The organism is Streptomyces sp. NPDC030893 (assembly GCF_055571535.1).
On record NZ_JBVIFC010000004.1, the window covers coordinates 45,224 to 61,022 of the forward strand.

The window sequence follows — 15,799 nt, forward strand, 5'->3', positions numbered from 1 at the left end:
ACCCGGTGCGGCGTCCGGTCGTGTCCCGCGACGCGGGGTGGGGGCCGAACGCTTGCCGTGGCCGGTCGAGGCCCTCGGCGGTTCCGGCGGAGGCCGCAGCGAACGGGGCGCCCCACCGCGGCGGGCCCGCGAGGCCGGGGAGGGTCCCGGAGCGGCTTGCCGCGGAGGGCGGCAGCGCGCGGTAGTGCAACCTTGAAATGTACGAACGTACGCTCCCGCTGTAGGCTCCCCGCATGACTGTCGACGTACTGCGGGAGCCCACCCGGGCCGACCGGCGGGCCCGCGCGGCCGTGGCGGTGCTGTTCCTCACCAACGGCGCCCTGTTCGCCAACCTGCTGCCGCGCTATCCGCAGATCAAGGACGACCTCGGCATCGGCAACGCCGCCTACGGCCTGGCCGTCGCGGCGTTCCCGACGGGCGCGATCGTGGCCGGCCTCGCGGCGGGCGTGCTGGTGCGCAGGCTGGGCTCGGCGCGCGTGGCCGTGCTCGGCACCCTGCTGACGGGCGCCGCGGTCCTGGCGGCGGGTCTGGCCGGTTCGGTGGCCCTGTTCGCGGCGGCGCTGTTCCTCGCCGGGGCCATGGACGCGATCACGGACGTCGCGCAGAACGCCCACGGTCTGCGCGTCCAGCGGCGCTACGGACGCAGCATCATCAACTCCTTCCACGCCATCTGGTCCATCGGCGCGGTCACCGGCGGGGCCATGGCCGCCGGCGCGATCGCGCTCGACCTGCCCCGGGGGCAGCATCTGCTCGTCTCCGGAGTGCTGTTCGGCGTCGCCGCCTGTGTCGCGCTGCGGTACTGCCTGCCCGGCCCGGACATCGAACCGGCCGGGGAGGAGGGGAGCGGCGGGACCCCCGACGTGCGACAGCGGCGCGAGCCGGGGACGGGGTCGAGGCGCACCGCGTACACGCTGGCCGCCCTGGTCCTCATCGCCACCGCCGGCACGCTCGTCGAGGACGCCGGCAACTCCTGGGCCACCCTGTACCTTTCCGACTCCCTGGACGCGTCGGTGACGCTTGCCGCCTGCGGGTTCATCGCCCTCGTCGGGGCGCAGTTCATCGGCCGGCTGATCGGCGACCGGCTCGTCGACCGCTTCGGCCAGCGTCAGGTGGCCCGCGCCGGCGGGTTCGTCGTGGCGGCCGGGATGGGCCTGGCGCTGGCCGTGCCAACGGTCCCGGGCACGATCCTCGGCTTCGCCGCCGCCGGGTTCGGCGTGGCCACCCTCGTACCGGCGGCGATGCACGAGGCCGACGAACTGCCCGGGCTCAAGCCCGGATCGGGGCTCACCATCGTCTCCTGGCTGATGCGCCTGGGCTTCCTGTGCTCCCCGCCCGTCGTCGGACTCGTCGCCGACGCCACCAGTCTGCGCGTGGGCCTGCTCGTGGTGCCCCTCGCCGGACTGCTCGTCATCCTGCTCGCCCCGGTGCTGCGGTCCCGGCGCTCCTGAGCGCCGGCCGCCGGGGGCGGCCCGAACAGATCACCCGATGAGGCGTCGGTCCCCGGACCGGCGCCTCATCGGCGTACGCCCCTCCTGCTGCTAGCGTGCAGTTGCACATCATTCGCAGTTACGGAGGACGTCGAACATGGCCCTGTACACCCTCCCGGAGCTCCCGTACGACTACGCGGCGCTCGCCCCGGTGATCAGCCCGGAGATCATCGAGCTGCACCACGACAAGCACCACGCGGCCTATGTGAAGGGCGCCAACGACACGCTCGAGCAGCTCGCGGAGGCGCGGGAGCAGGAGACCTGGGGGTCGATCAACGGGCTCGAGAAGAGCCTGGCCTTCCATCTCTCCGGGCACATCCTGCACTCGATCTACTGGCACAACATGACCGGTGACGGCGGCGGCGAGCCGCTGGAGAAGGACGGGGTGGGGGAGCTGGCCGACGCGATCGCCGAGTCCTTCGGTTCCTTCGCCCGCTTCAAGGCGCAGCTGTCCAAGGCGTCGGCCACCACGCAGGGTTCGGGGTGGGGCGTACTGGCGTACGAGCCGCTGAGCGGGCGGCTGATCGTCGAGCAGGTCTACGACCACCAGGGCAACGTCGGCCAGGGTTCCACCCCCCTTCTCGTCTTCGACGCCTGGGAGCACGCCTTCTACCTCCAGTACCGGAACCAGAAGGCCGACTTCGTCGAGGCGATGTGGGAGGTCGTCGACTGGCAGGACGTCGCCCGGCGTTACACGGCCGCGAAGGAGCGGGGCGACAGCCTGCTGCTCGCGCCGTGACGGCGCGGCCGGGGGCCCGCGCGGCACGGGCCCCCGGCGCTCAGCGCGCCACGGCCTCCGCCTCCCTCTTCTTCCAGCCGACCCACCGCGAACACACCGCCACCAGCACCGCGCAGGCCGCGACCAACGCCATGCCGGCCGTCAGACCGCTGTGGCCGGCGACGAAGCCGATCAGTGCCGGGCCCGCGAGGAGGCCGGTGGTGCCCATGGCGGCGACCAGGGCCAGAGCGCCCGGCCCCTCGGCCGCCGCGGCCACGTAGAGGCAGGGGGTCACCGCCGCCATGCCCAGGCCGACGCAGGCGAAGCCGATGAGCGCCGGCCAGGTGCCGCCGGTCAGCAGGGCGAGCGCGAGACCGGTGCCGGCCAGCACGCTGCCCGCCCGCACCAGGAACGCGTCGCCCCACCGGCTTCGCCAGCCGTCGCCCAGCAGGCGGGCCAGCACCATCATCACCGAGAAGAACGCGATGCCCAGCGGTGCCAGCCGCCCCGACGCGCCCGTCTCCTCCGTCAGGTAGAGCGCGGACCAGTCGTTCATGGCGCCCTCGGTGACCGTGCCGAACACCATGGCGCAGCCCAGCCAGAGCGCCGTGCGCGAGGCCCCGGTCAGCTTCCCGAGCCCCTTCCGGCCGTCCTGCGCCGGCCGCTCCCCGGGCGGAGGAGCGGGGGCCTCGGCGAGGACCCGGGGCCTGGACGCGGCCAGCAGCAGCACCAGCAGCACCGCCGCCAGCGCGAAGTGCGCGGTCACCGAGTGCGTGACGGTGTTCGTCCCGGAGGCCAGCAGCGCGCCCCCGAACGCCCCGCCGCTGAACATCGCGTGCAACTGGGCCATCGCGGCCCGGCCGTAGTGCTCCTCCAGGGCGGCGCCTCGCGCGTTCATGGCCACGTTCAGACAGCCGACCGCGACACCGTCGACGAAGATCACCGCCAGGGCGAGGGGGTAGTTGCCGGCCGCGGCCAGCGCGGGCAGCACCGCCACCAGCACCAGGGCGGACCACACCGCCAGCCCGCGCGAGCCGAGCCGCCGCATCAGCGGAGCGACCAGCGGGAAGGACACCGCCGCCCCGACCCCGCAGATCATCAGCAGCAGCCCGAGCTGGGTCTCGCCCAGGCCGAACCGGGACTTGAGCGCGGGCAGACGGGAGGCCCAGGTGGCGTACTGGAAGCCGAGGAAGCAGAACAGCGCGGCCGCGGCCAGCTGGTCACGGCGGAAATCGCCGGGGGTGGGCAGCATGAGTGGTCAGCACCCCTCTTCCGGACCGCTCCAGCGGTCGCGTCGAACCGGACGGGACATGTAGACGGCGCCGTCGCCGTACCTGCCGTGGAGCTCGGCCCCCGGGTCGGGCCGGTAGCCGTGACCGGCCCAGAAGCCCTCCGTCCCGCCGACGGCGATCAGCGAGATCCGCTCGTACGACAACCGCCCGGCGGCCCCGGTGAGGTGCCGCAGCAGCCTGCCGCCCAGCCCCCGGCCGCGGAGGTCGCGGGCGATCACCAGGTCGTGCAGGTGCAGATTGCGCGAGTCGTACGTCCCCTCCTCCCGCCGGGTGAGATCCGGGTAGCGGAACCGCGGGTACGGCAGCGCGAGCACATAGCCCGCGACACGGTCGCCGGTCTTCAGGACGAAGCACGTCGCCGGGGACGCCCTGCCCCGGGAGCGCAGCGCCTCGGCCCCTTCGGACAGCGAGGCCGGCGCGTACACCTCGGCCTCCAGGGCGGCCAGCCGCGGCCAGTCGTCCTCGCCGACGGCACGGACGCGCACCTCGGGGGCGTCCCCGCGGACGCAGACGACGGGGAGCGGACGGAAGCCGTTGAACCCCTCGGTCATGTAACTGGCGGCGTACGCGCCGGCGGACAGCACCCAGACCGGGTCGCCGGACGCGACCGCCCTCGGCACCCGTACCCGGCGGTGCTCATGGGCGTAGGCGTCGTCGCTGTCGCAGCTGGGCCCCGCGACGACGGCCGGCACCAGGTCGGCGTCGCCCGCCTCCGGGTGCGACGGGAAGACCAGCGGGTACCGCACCCCGTCCATCTCGTACAGCCCGTTGAACTTGCCGCAGCTCAGATAGAGCCAGTGCTCCCGCTCCCCGTCCGGCTGACGGCGGGACGTCAGCCGGGAGACATGGGCCCGGACCGCGCCGTGGTCGGCGACCAGATGACGGCCCGGCTCCACGACGAAGTCCAGGGGGCGGGGGGAGAGTTCCGCCAGCCGTTCCATGCCCTCGCGCAGCACGGCGAAGATCTTGTCCAGCGGAGGGTCCAGCCGTTCGCCCCGCCGGTCCGCGTAGCCGAGCGCGGGCAGGCCCCCGCCCAGGTTGACGTGGTCCGGCACGATCCCCCGCCCGTGCAGCGCCGTGAGCGCCTCGGCGAGGACCGCGAAGGCCTGCTGCCACGCCTCGGCGGTCATCTGCTGCGAACCGACGTGCACCGACAGTCCGGCCGGTACGAGACCCGCCTCCCGCGCGGTCTCCAGCACCCGTACGGCATCGTCCGCCGAGCACCCGAACTTCCGGCTCAGCCCCCACAGCGCACCCTCGCCCGTGGTCGCCAGCCTGCAGAACACCCGTGACCCCGGGGCGTGTTGGGCGAGCGCCGCCACGTCCTCCGCGCTGTCCGTGGCGAAGTCCCGTACGCCCAGCACGTACGCCCGGGCGATGTCGCGGTCGGACTTCACCGTGTTGCCGTAGTGCACGCGGTGCGCGGGCACACCCGTCGCCAGCGCCCGGTCGATCTCCCGGGGGCTCGCCGCGTCGAAGCCGGCGCCCAGGCCCGCCAGCCGGGCCAGGACCTCCTCCACCGGGCAGGCCTTCATGGCGAACCGCACGTCGACGCCGGGCAGTTCACCGGTCAGCGCGTCGTACCGGGCGGCGATGCCGTCCAGGTCGTAGACGAGCGCGTCCTCGCCGGCGGCCGCGAGCGCGGTGCGCAGGACCCCGCTCACCGGAGCGCGCCCCGGCACGCGTCCACGAGTGCCTCCCAGGCACCGATCAGCAGCACGAACTCCTCGGTGTCCCGCGCCGCCTCGTCCAGCAGACTCTCCCGCTCCGCGGCCATGCCGCGCGCGAACTCGGCGTACTTTCCGCCGAGTCGGCCGTACGCCGCCTCGATCGTGTCCAGCCGCCGCTCGTTCTCCGTACGGTCCAGCCGGACGCTCTCGGTGAGGAACGCGGCGAACGGCGCCGGGTCGAGCCGCCCGCCGTCGTCCAGCAGCCCGGCACCCGCATCGCCCATCCGCTCGTAGACGTGGTGCAGGTACAGCATCGACAGCAGGAACTTCACGAACCGCCGCTGGTACGCCAGGAATCCGGCGTGGGTGCGGCGCTCCCCGGTGTAGTGGTTCTCGATGTGCCGGTTGTGCAGGACACCGGGCAGGGCGGCGTCGTGCACGGCGTGGATGAGGAAGTAGTCGCTGCCGATGGTGGCGGGCGCGGGCGGCAGCGGCAGCCGCTCGTACACGTCCCGGGTGAACGCGATGTTGGACATGTCGACGCGCATCGGGTCCACCAGCGTCAGGGTCGAGTGGTCGCCCGTGAAGGGCAGCAGCCCGGCGCCCTTGAAGGACTCCTCGACCAGGTCGCGCTTGCGCGCGGCCGTCCAGTGGCCCGGCGCCCACAGGCCGACGACCTGCTCGTAGACCTCCTTGTCCAGCTCCCGGATGCCGCCGACGTCCACGGAGAGCTCCCCGATGAAGGAGGCGCCCACCATGGAGACGGGGCGGTCGGCGAGCGCGGGGTCGAGCACCACCTCCGACACCCCGGCGACGGCGTCACGGGCGGGCTTGCCCAGGGAGGCCAGCTCGTGGTGGACCGGATGGACGGGGGCGCCGCCGAAGACCTGGTAGGCGCAGTCGGAGTCGCGCCGGTGCAGCGAACGGCAGCCCAGCGCCGCCGCGACGAGGAACGCCCGGTTGGTGCAGGCGCCGTAGGAGAGCGCGTCCGGGAGCATGAGGCCGAGGACCCGCTCCGGCTCCGGGATCCCGGCCCGGTCGATGGCGCCCCGCAGGAAGTCCCGCTGGGCGGACTCGTCGAGGTGGTGCACGACGACACCCGCGGTCGCGGGGAGCGCGGCGACCGCCCGCGCATGGGCCTCGCGGGTCCGCGCGTCGGAGGAGTCGAGGACCAGCAGGTGCACCTCGACGTCGAAGTGCCGGGCGGCGTACGAGGCTTCCCCGCCGATCGCGGCGATGGCCGCGGAGCACTCCCGGTCGGTGGGGAGCGCCAGGCATATCCGGTGCACGTCGGTTCCCCCGCTCATCGCGTCGACCCGTTCCAGCCGTCCAGGCCGAGCAACTTGCGGCCCAGTCCGTCGAGTTCGGCGGGCCCGTAGCGCAGGGACTCGTGCTTCGCCGCGTCGCCGAGCAGCGTCGGGTTCCAGTCGGGTGTGCTGAGCGTGCGCCAGGACTCCACCCGCGAACGGCGCAGCTCCTCGTGCTCCTCCAGCGCGGGCATCATCGACAGGTACTGCACCGCGCGCACCCCGTCGGCCGAGGAGTTGCCGGCCACCCCGTGCGCCAGCATCCCGTTGAAGATCAGCAGGTCACCGGCGTTCAGCCGGGGCCGGACCACCGGGAACTCCGTGCGGTCGGCGCCGGGCCGGATCGGGTCCCGGCCGGCCGGCTGGGCGACCCTCCACTCGTCGAACCGCCGGAACAGCTCCGGCGAGCACTGGAAACCGCCCTGGTCGGGCTCCGTGTCGGTGAGCGCGATGATGCCCTGAACCCGCTGCGGGGGCACGCTCGCCGTGGTGTCCACGTCCCAGTGCAGCTCGATGTCGAAGCCCTCGTCCGTCGGGTCGATCAGCGAACGCGAACGGTTCCTCACGTTGGGCGGGTTGAGGTTGAGACGGTCCAGGGTGACCCACAGCTCCTCGCAGTCCCAGACGTCCACGAAGGCGTCGTAGACCCGCCGCGTCTGCCGGCTGTCCCAGATCAGCTGGTGGTGGTACGCCTCGACGAAGCCGTAGACGTACAGGTCCCGGTCGAGGTCCGAGCGGAAGGCGCGCTCCTCGTACCAGGTGTCGGGGCGCTGCGGGTCCAGGCCCTGGAACTCCCAGGCGAACTCCAGCAGCAGCTTGGCCGCGTCGGGGGAGACGGCCTCCGGGACCACCACGTAGCCGTGGTTCCGCCAGGACGCGAACTGTTCCTCGGAGAGCACCCGCAGCGGCAGGTCCTTCTCCAGGTGCCGCAGCTGCGTCCCGGCGAGGTAGGTCTCACCGTCGGCGCTGAAGTAGGGGCGCCGGGAGGCGGCGCGGTGTAAGAAACGGTGGTGCGTCGTCATGCGGTACTCCGGAATTCGGGATCGCTCGGGCATGCGGACAGAAGGAAGGAAGGACTCGGGCATGCGGACAGAAGGAAGGAAGGGGGAAGGGAGAGGAAAGGGATGAGGAACGAAGGGACCGGTGACCGGCGCCGCTAGCCCGGACCGGTGCGGCCCAGGAGGACCTCGGCCGCGGCGACGCCCGACACGCGCGTGGCGCCGTGCGTCGCCAGGTACACCGCGCCGGGGCGCTCACCCGCGGGCACACCCATCTCGACGACGAACGCGTCGGGACGCCTGCGGACCAGACCGGCGAGCGCGCGGGTCATCCAGCGGTGGCGGGCCGCGTCCCGGACCACCACGACCAGCGGACGGCCGCGCGCCGGGCGGAGCGCCAGCCGGTCCAGCACCTCGTCGCCGTCCTGGAGCCGCAGTTCGCCGAGCCGGACCGAGGTGGTGCCCGGACACAGCGTCCTCAGCGGTGCCGCCACACCCCACGGGGTTCCCGGGTCGACGGCGAGGGTGGTGGCGGGAGCCAGCTCCACCACATGGGGGATGCCCACGAGGGGGAACGCGGTGTCCGCCTCTGGCCCGCGGTGGACGCGGACCGCCCGCCGGGCCGCCGCCAGCCCGATACCGGGACTGCCCTCGGGCACGCGGGCGGTACGGCGCAGGGCGCCCGCCCACTCGGCGAACTCAGCCACCCGCCCCGCCGCCTCGGCCAGCCGCTGCTCGGGCAGACGCCCGTCCCGTACCGCTCTCACCAGGGCGCCGGCCAGCCGGGCCGTGGTCGCCTCGCCGTCCTCCCCGCCGCCCACACAGACCACGTCCGCGCCCGCGGCGACGGCCCGTACGGCGGCGCCGGGCACGCCGTAGCGGTCGGCCACGGCGCCCATCTGCATCGAGTCGGTCACGACCAGGCCGGTGTAGCCCAGCTCCCCGCGCAGCAGCCCGCCGACGACGGGGCGGCTCAGGGTCGCCGGCCACCGGCTGTCGTAGGCGGGGACCAGCACATGTCCGGTCATCACGGCCCGTACGCCCGCGTCCATCGCGGCGATGAACGGCGGCAGCGCGGTGAGCGCGAGGGTTCCGGCGCCCGCCGGGACCCGCGGCAGCCCGTGATGGGAGTCGACGACGGTGTCGCCGTGGCCCGGGAAGTGCTTGGCGCAGGCGGCGACGCCCGCCGACTGCAGACCCCGGACCCAGGCGGCGGCGTGCCGGGAGACGACATCGGGGCGCGCCCCGAAGGAGCGCACCCCGATCACCGGATTCAGCGGGTTGGTGTTGACGTCGGCGCTCGGCGCGTAGTTCAGGGTGATGCCGAGGCCGTGCAGTTCCCGGCCGACGTCCCGGGCGACCTGCTCGGTGACATCGATGTCGTCGAGCGTGCCGAGCGCCAGGTTGCCCGGGCGTGACGCCCCGGTACGGGCCTCGATCCGGGTGACGTCGCCGGCCTCCTCGTCGACGGCGACGACGAGGCCGGGATGCTCGGCGTACAGGGCGGTGGTGAGCTCCGCGACCTGCTCCGGGCCCCGGATGTTGCGGCCGAAGAGGACGACGGAGGAGAGCCCCTCGGAGATCCGTCGGCGCACCCAGTCCGGCACCGCCGTCCCCTCGAAGCCCGGCTGGAGCACGGAGTGCGCCCACCGCAGCAGTCGCGGGTGGCTGCTCTCGGTCATGCGGGACCTCCGTGCGGGGTTGTGCGCGCGGCGGACGGAAAGGGAACGCGCCACGAATGGTTCAGACCATTGGGATGGTGGACTGGACCACTGTGCCCTGTCAAGGAATGTCCTTCTTAACTCCCGTTCAAATAAAGGGAGTTGGGAATGAACACCTGGTCAGGGTGAGGGGCGGGTCAGGATCGCCGTGAACTTGTAGCGCGAGCCGCGGTAGACCGAGCGGACCCATTCCACCGGCCTGCCCGTCTCGTCGCGCGAGTGGCGGGACAGCAGCAGCATCGGCAGCCCCACGTCCGTGCCGAGCAGACCGGCCTCCCGCGGGGTCGCGGGCGAGGTCTCGATCGTCTCGTCGGCCTCCGCGGGCCGCACCCCGTACACCTCGGACAGGGTGGTGTAGAGGGAGGTGTAGCGCAGGAGGTTGCGGCGCAGATGGGGGAAGCGCCGGGCGGACAGATGGGTCGCCTCGATGGCCATGGGCTCGCCGCCGGCCAGCCGCAGCCGCTCGATGCGCAGCACCCTGTCCTCCGGCTCCACCTCCAGCAGGGCCGCCAGCTCCTCGTCGGCGGGGACGTAGCCGATCTCCAGCACCCGCGAGGTGGGGTTGAGCCCCTGGGCCCGCATGTCCTCGGTGTACGAGGTGAGCTGGAGCGTCCGGTAGACCTTGGGGCGGGCGACGAACGTGCCCTTGCCCTGGATCCGGTCCAGCCTGCCCTCGCTCACCAGTTCCTGAAGCGCCCTGCGGATCGTGGTGCGGGAGGTGCGGAACTCGACGGCGAGCAGCCGCTCGGCCGGCATCGGGGCGCCCGGTGCGCGCTCGTCGGTCATCTGCAGCAGCCGCTGCTTGATGCGGTAGTACTTCGGAACGCGGCCGATACGGCCCGGCGCCCCCGTTCCGGCCTGGGCGCTGCTGACGTCCGTGCTCATGACCTGCCTTCCCGGCTGCGGTGTCCGGCGCGCGGACGGCGGGGAGCCGGCCGCGGTGCACGTCGGCGGACGGCCGGGTTCGGCGCCGCACGCTCGGCGATCCCGTTATAACGGCGCGTTCTCCCTTTGGTCTAGTCCAACCGTCAACCCGTCCCCGTTTGGGTGGAGTTCCGGGGCCCGGTGAGGGTGTCCGAGCCGTTACCTTTGCGTGAGTCCACGACTCTTGACAGAGCCATAGGTCTAGGCCAAGCTCCCCTTGCTGGTCTAAACCATTTAGAGGAAGCCGGGTCCCAGCCCGCCGAGCTGTTGCGCCATTGTGAGGGTCACCGCCGAGGGCGTGGGTGTGGAAGGCATTCCTGAGGAGGGGTGGCGCGTGAAGCGCAAGCTGATAGCCGCGATCGGGGTCGCGGGCATGTTGTTCTCCGTCGCTGCGTGTGGCGGCGACAGCGGCGACGGCGACAAGAAGGCCGGAGCGGACGGTTACGCCGGCGAGACGCTCACCGTGTGGGTGATGGACGGCTCGTCGCCGGACCAGTGGCAGAAGGACCTCACCGCCGAGTTCGAGAAGAAGACCAAGGCGAAGGTCAAGTTCGAGGTCCAGCAGTGGAACGGCATCCAGCAGAAGCTGACCACCGCGCTGTCCGAGGAGAACCCGCCGGACGTCTTCGAGATCGGCAACACCCAGACCCCGGCCTACGCCAAGACCGGCGGCCTCGCCGACCTCGCCGACCTCAAGTCCGAGATCGGCGGCGAGTGGACCGAGTCGCTCAACGAGTCGTCCATCTACGAGGGCAAGCAGTACGCGGCACCCTGGTACTTCGCCAACCGTGTCGTCCTCTACAACAAGAAGATCTGGGCGGAGGCCGGCCTCAAGGACACGCCCAAGACCCGCGACGAGTTCTACGCCGCGCTCAAGACGATCGGTGAGAAGACCGACGCCGAGCCGATCTACCTGCCCGGCCAGAACTGGTACCACTTCGTCGGCCTGGTGATCGGCGAGGGCGGCGAGCTGGTCAAGAAGGACGGCGACAAGTACGTCTCCAACCTCGACGACCCGAAGGTCGCCGCCGCCGCGGAGACCTACAAGAAGTTCCAGGCCCTGTCGAAGGCGCCCAAGGACAAGGACGAGGCCACCCCGCAGCAGGGTGAGGTCTTCGCCGACGGCAAGGTCGGCGCCTTCATCGGCATGGGCTGGGAAGCCGGCATCGCCACCGAGGCCAACCCGAAGATCGAGCAGGACATCGGCTACTTCACCATCCCCGGTGCCACCGCCGACAAGCCCGAGGGCGTCTTCCTCGGCGGCTCCAACCTCGCCGTCGCGGCCGGCAGCAAGAAGCAGGAGCTCGCCAAGGAGTTCCTGAAGATCGCGCTCTCCGACAAGTTCGAGGGCCAGCTCGCCAAGCTCAACGGCGTCATCCCCAACAAGGAGTCGCTGCAGAGCAACCTCAAGGGCAACGCCCCCGCCGAGGCCGCCGCGCCGGCCGCCGCCGTCGGCGGCACCACGCCGCTGATCCCCGAGTGGGCCGCGGTGGAGAACGACCCCAACCCGATCAAGACCTACCTGACGGCCGTGCTGAACGGCAAGACCCCGGCCGAGGCCGCCAAGCAGGTCGAGGGCGAGTTCAACAAGCGTCTGTCGCAGCAGCAGTAGGACGCAGCGAGCGCACGGACGGGGCGGGGGGCGGCCACTCGCCGGCCCCCGCCCCGGCGTCGAGTATGTCGAGAAGAGAGATCGCGAGCATGACCGTGCAGACCGAACGGCCGCCCTCCGGCCCGGCGGACGTCCGCAAGGCGGACGACGGGGGACCCGGCAGGACGGCGCCGAAAGGGGCGTCGCGCATCGGCGCGCTCGCCCCGTACCTGTTGCTGCTGCCCGCCTGCGTGGCCTCCGTGCTGCTGCTCGGCTGGCCGCTGCTGAAGGACCTGCTGCTGTCGTTCCAGAACCTCAACATGTCGCAGCTGATCCAGCGCGTCACCGAATGGAACGGCGTCGACAACTACCAGGCCGCCCTCACCAGCGAGGACTTCTGGCGGGTCACCCTCCGCTCGATCCTGTTCACGGCGGTCAACGTCGCCCTGATCATGGTCCTGGGCTCCCTCATCGGCCTGCTGCTCGCCCGTCTCGGCAAGTGGATGCGGTTCACCCTGCTGCTGGGCCTGGTGCTCGCCTGGGCCATGCCGATCGTGGCCGCCACCACCGTCTACCAGTGGCTGTTCGCGCAGCGCTTCGGCGTCGTCAACTGGGTCCTGGACAAGCTCGGCTGGCACTCGATGGCCGACTACAGCTGGACCAGCAGCCAGATGTCGACGTTCTTCGTCATCACCCTGCTGATCGTGTGGATGTCCATCCCGTTCGTCGCGATCAACCTCTACGCGGCGACCACGACCATCCCCAAGGAGCTCTACGAGGCCGCGTCCCTCGACGGCGCCGGCGCCTGGCGCAGCTTCACCACGGTCACCATGCCGTTCCTGCGGCCGTTCCTCTACGCCACCACGTTCCTGGAGGTCATCTGGGTCTTCAAGGCGTTCGTGCAGGTCTACCTCATCAACGAGGGCGGCCCCGACCGGCTCACCGAGATCCTGCCCGTCTACGCCTACGTCGAGGGAGTCGGCAACCAGCACTACGGCATGGGCGCGGCGATCGCCGTCCTGACCATCCTGATCCTGCTGGGCCTGACCGCCTACTACCTCCGGATCGTGCTCAAGCAAGAGGAGGACGAGCTGTGAAGCGCTCGCTCTTCGGCCGCCTGTGGCCCAACGTCACGGCCGTCGTCCTGTTCATCGGCTTCGTCTTCCCCGTGTACTGGATGTTCAACACGGCCCTCAAGCCGACCGGCGACATCCTCTCCGAGGACCCGGTCTGGTTCCCCACCTCGATCACCTTCGAGCACTTCCGGACGGCGACCGCCGTCGACCACTTCTGGACGTACGTCACCAACTCGCTGACCGTCACGGTCCTCGCCGTGGTCTTCTCGCTGATCATCGCCCTGGCCGGCTCCTTCGCCCTCGCGCGGATGCGGTTCAAGGGGCGGCGCGGCTTCATCATCGGCTTCATGCTGGCGCAGATGGCGCCCTGGGAAGTCATGATCATCGCGATGTACATGATCGTGCGGGACGCGTCCATGCTGAACAGCCTCGTGCCGCTGACGCTCTTCTACATGATGATGATCCTGCCCCTCACCATCCTGACGCTGCGCGGCTTCGTCGCCGCCGTGCCGAAGGAACTGGAGGAGGCGGCGATGGTCGACGGCTGCACCCGCGCCCAGGCGTTCCGCCGGGTCATCCTGCCGCTGCTCGCCCCGGGCCTGATGGCCACCTCGCTGTTCGGGTTCATCACCGCGTGGAACGAGTTCGCCCTCGTCCTGGTGCTCAACAAGGACGCCGAGGCGCAGACCCTGCCGCTGTGGCTGTCCAGCTTCCAGAGCCAGTTCGGCAACGACTGGGGCGCGACCATGGCCGCCTCGTCGCTCTTCGCCGTTCCCATCCTGATCCTCTTCGTCTACCTGCAGCGCAAGGCCGTCAGCGGCCTCACCGCGGGCGCCGTGAAGGGATAACGCCACCCGATGACGACATTCACCACCGGCACCGACACCCTCACCCGGGACGCGCTGGCCGTGCTCCAGCCCGGCTTCGCCGGCACCACCGCGCCCGACTGGGTGCGCCGCCGGCTCGGCGAGGGCCTCGCCTCCGTCGCCCTCTTCGGCCGCAACGTCACCACCGCCGAGCAGGTCACCGCCCTCACCGCCCAGTTGCGGGCCGAACGGGACGACCTGCTGGTCGCCATCGACGAGGAGAGCGGCGACGTCACCCGCCTGGAGGTCCGCACCGGCTCCTCCTTCCCCGGCAACCACGCACTCGGCGCGGTCGACGACCCCGACCTGACCCGGGGTGTCGCCCGCGAACTGGGCCGACGGCTCGCCGAGTGCGGGGTCAACTTCAACTGGGCGCCGTCCGCCGACGTCAACGCCAACGCCGACAACCCGGTGATCGGCGTGCGCTCCTTCGGCGGGGACACCGCCCTGGTCGCCCGGCACACCGCCGCCTACGTGGAGGGCCTGCAGTCCACCGGCGTCGCCGCCTGCACCAAGCACTTCCCCGGCCACGGCGACACCAGCGTCGACTCCCACCACGCCATCCCGCACATCGACCTCGACGCCACCACCCTGCACGAGCGCGAGCTCCAGCCCTTCCGGGCGGCGATCGCGGCCGGCACCCGTGCCGTCATGAGCGCCCACATCCGGGTCCCGGTCCTCGACCCGGACCGCCCGGCCACGCTCTCCCGGCGCATCCTCACCGACCTGCTGCGCGGCGAACTCGGCTACGAGGGCCTGATCGTCACCGACGGCATGGAGATGCGCGCCATCTCCGGCACGTACGGCCTCGAACAGGGCGTGGTCCTCGCCATCGCCGCCGGCGCCGACGCGATCTGCGTGGGCGGCGGGCTGTGCGACGAGGGCACCGTGCAGAGCCTCCAGGACGCGCTGGTGAACGCCGTACGCTCCGGCGAACTGGCGGAGGAGCGGCTCGCCGACGCCGCCGCCCGGGTGCGTGCCCTGGCCGAGTGGACCGCCGGGGCACGGCGCTCCCCGGCCGCCGCCGCCGACCCCCGGCCGGAGATCGGCCTCACGGCGGCGCGCCGCGCGGTGACCGTCACCCGCGCCGCCGGCCCCGCGCCGGCCGCCGGGCCGGTGTACGTGGCCACCTTCAACCCCACCCCGAACATCGCCGTGGGCGACGAGACCCCCTGGGGCGTCGGCGCGGAGCTGGAGCGGCTGCTGCCCGGCACCACCACCGGCCACTTCACCGGTGCGGACGCCGGTGAGGTGGCGCTGAAGGCGGCGGCCGGCCGGCGCGTCGTCGCCGTGGTCCGCGACGAGCACCGGCACCCGTGGATGCGCACGGCCGTCGACACCCTGCTCGCCGCCGACCCGGACACCGTGGTGGTCGAGATGGGCGTACCGCAGTCCGCCCCGCGCGGCGCCCTGCACATCGCCACCCACGGCGCGGCCCGCGTCTGCGGTGTGGCGGCGGCGGAGGCGGTCGTCGCGGGCTGACGCCGGGAGCGCCGGGCACGGGCCGTCAGGGGTGGATCTTCTTCCCCTCGGCCAGCATGGCGACGAACTTCTCGATCCGGGCCGCGCGGGTCTGCGGCCGCTTGGCCTCCTCGATCCGGTGCAGGATCGCGTAGCGGTTGCGGCTGTCGAGGGTGGCGAAGAAGTCACCCGCGCCGGGCGCCGCGTCCAGCGCGGCCCGCAGGTCGTCGGGGACGGTCGCCGTGCTCGGGTTCGCGTACGCGGCCTCCCAGCGGCCGTCCGCCTGCGCCTTCTCCACCTCCCGCAGGCCGGGCGGCCGCATCCGCCCCCGCTCGATGAGGTCGAGGGCCTTCTGCCGGTTGATCGCCGACCATCGGCTGCGCGGCCGTCGCGGAGTGAACCGCTGGAGCCAGTACGTCTCGTCCAGCTTCCTCCCCTGCCCGTCGATCCAGCCGTAGCACAGCGCGGACTCCAGCGCGGTGGCGTGATCGACGCCGGCGGCCCCGGACGCCTTCCGCGGAATCCTCAGCCAGATCCCGCCGTCGTCGTCGTGATGCTCCTCCAGCCACGCCTCCCAGTCCGCCTGCGTCTCGAAGGTCCGCACCGGACCCGCCACACCCTCCGCGTCACCAGCCATGGGCCCATGCAACCGGCCCGGACGTCCCGGGTCAACGACCGGGCCCCGCAC

General features: G+C 72.2%; 13 protein-coding genes and 1 pseudogene. 6 read left to right on the top strand and 8 right to left on the bottom strand.

Annotated elements, in window-relative coordinates; genetic code table 11:
- The first annotated feature begins 233 nt into the window (after positions 1–233).
- Both ACZ434_RS10185 and ACZ434_RS10190 read left to right on the top strand, forming a co-directional pair.
- Entirely contained in the window at positions 234–1,448 is a 1,215-nt protein-coding gene (locus tag ACZ434_RS10185; protein ID WP_468453787.1) for an MFS transporter, read from the top strand.
- A gap of 136 nt (positions 1,449–1,584) precedes the next feature.
- Entirely contained in the window at positions 1,585–2,226 is a 642-nt protein-coding gene (locus ACZ434_RS10190; RefSeq protein ID WP_468453789.1) for a superoxide dismutase, read from the top strand.
- Positions 2,227–2,266: 40 nt separating this feature from the next.
- Here the strand turns inward: ACZ434_RS10190 and ACZ434_RS10195 are convergent, their stop codons facing one another.
- The 7 genes and pseudogenes from ACZ434_RS10195 to ACZ434_RS10225 all read right to left on the bottom strand — a co-directional run bounded on the left by ACZ434_RS10195 (position 2,267) and on the right by ACZ434_RS10225 (position 10,078).
- A complete protein-coding gene (locus ACZ434_RS10195; RefSeq protein WP_468453791.1) occupies positions 2,267–3,457 on the bottom strand; it encodes an MFS transporter in 1,191 nt (396 codons plus the stop codon).
- Between the two features lie 6 nt (positions 3,458–3,463).
- The gene (locus ACZ434_RS10200; RefSeq protein ID WP_468454513.1) at positions 3,464–3,982 is read right to left on the bottom strand and encodes a GNAT family N-acetyltransferase; all 519 of its coding nucleotides are present in this window, start codon (positions 3,980–3,982) and stop codon (positions 3,464–3,466) included.
- A gap of 15 nt (positions 3,983–3,997) precedes the next feature.
- Positions 3,998–5,200, bottom strand: a pseudogene (locus tag ACZ434_RS10205) (type III PLP-dependent enzyme); the annotation flags it as partial.
- On the bottom strand, positions 5,158–6,474 hold the full coding sequence (locus tag ACZ434_RS10210; protein ID WP_468453793.1) for a DUF6271 family protein: 1,317 nt from the start codon (positions 6,472–6,474) through the stop codon (positions 5,158–5,160). The pseudogene ACZ434_RS10205 and the gene ACZ434_RS10210, both read right to left, overlap by 43 nt.
- A complete protein-coding gene (locus ACZ434_RS10215; protein WP_468453795.1) occupies positions 6,471–7,496 on the bottom strand; it encodes a phytanoyl-CoA dioxygenase family protein in 1,026 nt (341 codons plus the stop codon). Before ACZ434_RS10215 ends, ACZ434_RS10210 begins: the two co-directional genes overlap by 4 nt.
- 134 nt (positions 7,497–7,630) lie before the next feature.
- Positions 7,631–9,154, bottom strand: coding sequence for a glycoside hydrolase family 3 protein (locus ACZ434_RS10220; RefSeq protein WP_468453797.1), 1,524 nt, complete (start codon positions 9,152–9,154; stop codon positions 7,631–7,633).
- A gap of 159 nt (positions 9,155–9,313) precedes the next feature.
- On the bottom strand, positions 9,314–10,078 hold the full coding sequence (locus tag ACZ434_RS10225; RefSeq protein WP_468453800.1) for a GntR family transcriptional regulator: 765 nt from the start codon (positions 10,076–10,078) through the stop codon (positions 9,314–9,316).
- Between the two features lie 373 nt (positions 10,079–10,451).
- Here ACZ434_RS10225 and ACZ434_RS10230 point away from each other — a divergent pair, with 373 nt between their 5' ends.
- The 4 genes from ACZ434_RS10230 (at position 10,452) to ACZ434_RS10245 (ending at position 15,132) form a co-directional block, all read left to right on the top strand.
- Entirely contained in the window at positions 10,452–11,729 is a 1,278-nt protein-coding gene (locus tag ACZ434_RS10230; RefSeq protein ID WP_468453802.1) for an extracellular solute-binding protein, read from the top strand.
- Between the two features lie 89 nt (positions 11,730–11,818).
- On the top strand, positions 11,819–12,805 hold the full coding sequence (locus ACZ434_RS10235) for a carbohydrate ABC transporter permease (protein ID WP_468453804.1): 987 nt from the start codon (positions 11,819–11,821) through the stop codon (positions 12,803–12,805).
- Positions 12,802–13,632 (top strand): carbohydrate ABC transporter permease, encoded by an 831-nt coding sequence (locus ACZ434_RS10240; protein WP_468453806.1) that lies wholly within the window; start codon positions 12,802–12,804, stop codon positions 13,630–13,632. The genes ACZ434_RS10235 and ACZ434_RS10240 overlap by 4 nt, the downstream gene beginning before the upstream one ends.
- Before the next feature lie 9 nt (positions 13,633–13,641).
- Complete coding sequence (locus tag ACZ434_RS10245; protein WP_468453808.1) at positions 13,642–15,132, top strand: glycoside hydrolase family 3 protein; 1,491 nt, start codon at positions 13,642–13,644, stop codon at positions 15,130–15,132.
- A gap of 25 nt (positions 15,133–15,157) precedes the next feature.
- Here the strand turns inward: ACZ434_RS10245 and ACZ434_RS10250 are convergent, their stop codons facing one another.
- Positions 15,158–15,748: a YdeI/OmpD-associated family protein gene (locus ACZ434_RS10250; RefSeq protein WP_468453810.1), complete on the bottom strand. Its 591-nt coding sequence runs from the start codon at positions 15,746–15,748 to the stop codon at positions 15,158–15,160.
- Between the last annotated feature and the right edge of the window lie 51 nt (positions 15,749–15,799).

Bases quoted from the DNA above. Each gene is read 5' to 3' on its own strand.
- ACZ434_RS10220 (WP_468453797.1), bottom strand. From the start codon at position 9,154: ATGACCGAGAGCAGCCACCCGCGACTGCTGCGGTGGGCGCACTCCGTG.
- ACZ434_RS10225 (WP_468453800.1), bottom strand. From the start codon at position 10,078: ATGAGCACGGACGTCAGCAGCGCCCAGGCCGGAACGGGGGCGCCGGGC.
- ACZ434_RS10235 (WP_468453804.1), top strand. From the start codon at position 11,819: ATGACCGTGCAGACCGAACGGCCGCCCTCCGGCCCGGCGGACGTCCGC.
- ACZ434_RS10185 (WP_468453787.1), top strand. From the start codon at position 234: ATGACTGTCGACGTACTGCGGGAGCCCACCCGGGCCGACCGGCGGGCC.
- ACZ434_RS10245 (WP_468453808.1), top strand. From the start codon at position 13,642: ATGACGACATTCACCACCGGCACCGACACCCTCACCCGGGACGCGCTG.
- ACZ434_RS10195 (WP_468453791.1), bottom strand. From the start codon at position 3,457: ATGCTGCCCACCCCCGGCGATTTCCGCCGTGACCAGCTGGCCGCGGCC.
- ACZ434_RS10190 (WP_468453789.1), top strand. From the start codon at position 1,585: ATGGCCCTGTACACCCTCCCGGAGCTCCCGTACGACTACGCGGCGCTC.
- ACZ434_RS10210 (WP_468453793.1), bottom strand. From the start codon at position 6,474: ATGAGCGGGGGAACCGACGTGCACCGGATATGCCTGGCGCTCCCCACC.
- ACZ434_RS10215 (WP_468453795.1), bottom strand. From the start codon at position 7,496: ATGACGACGCACCACCGTTTCTTACACCGCGCCGCCTCCCGGCGCCCC.
- ACZ434_RS10250 (WP_468453810.1), bottom strand. From the start codon at position 15,748: ATGGCTGGTGACGCGGAGGGTGTGGCGGGTCCGGTGCGGACCTTCGAG.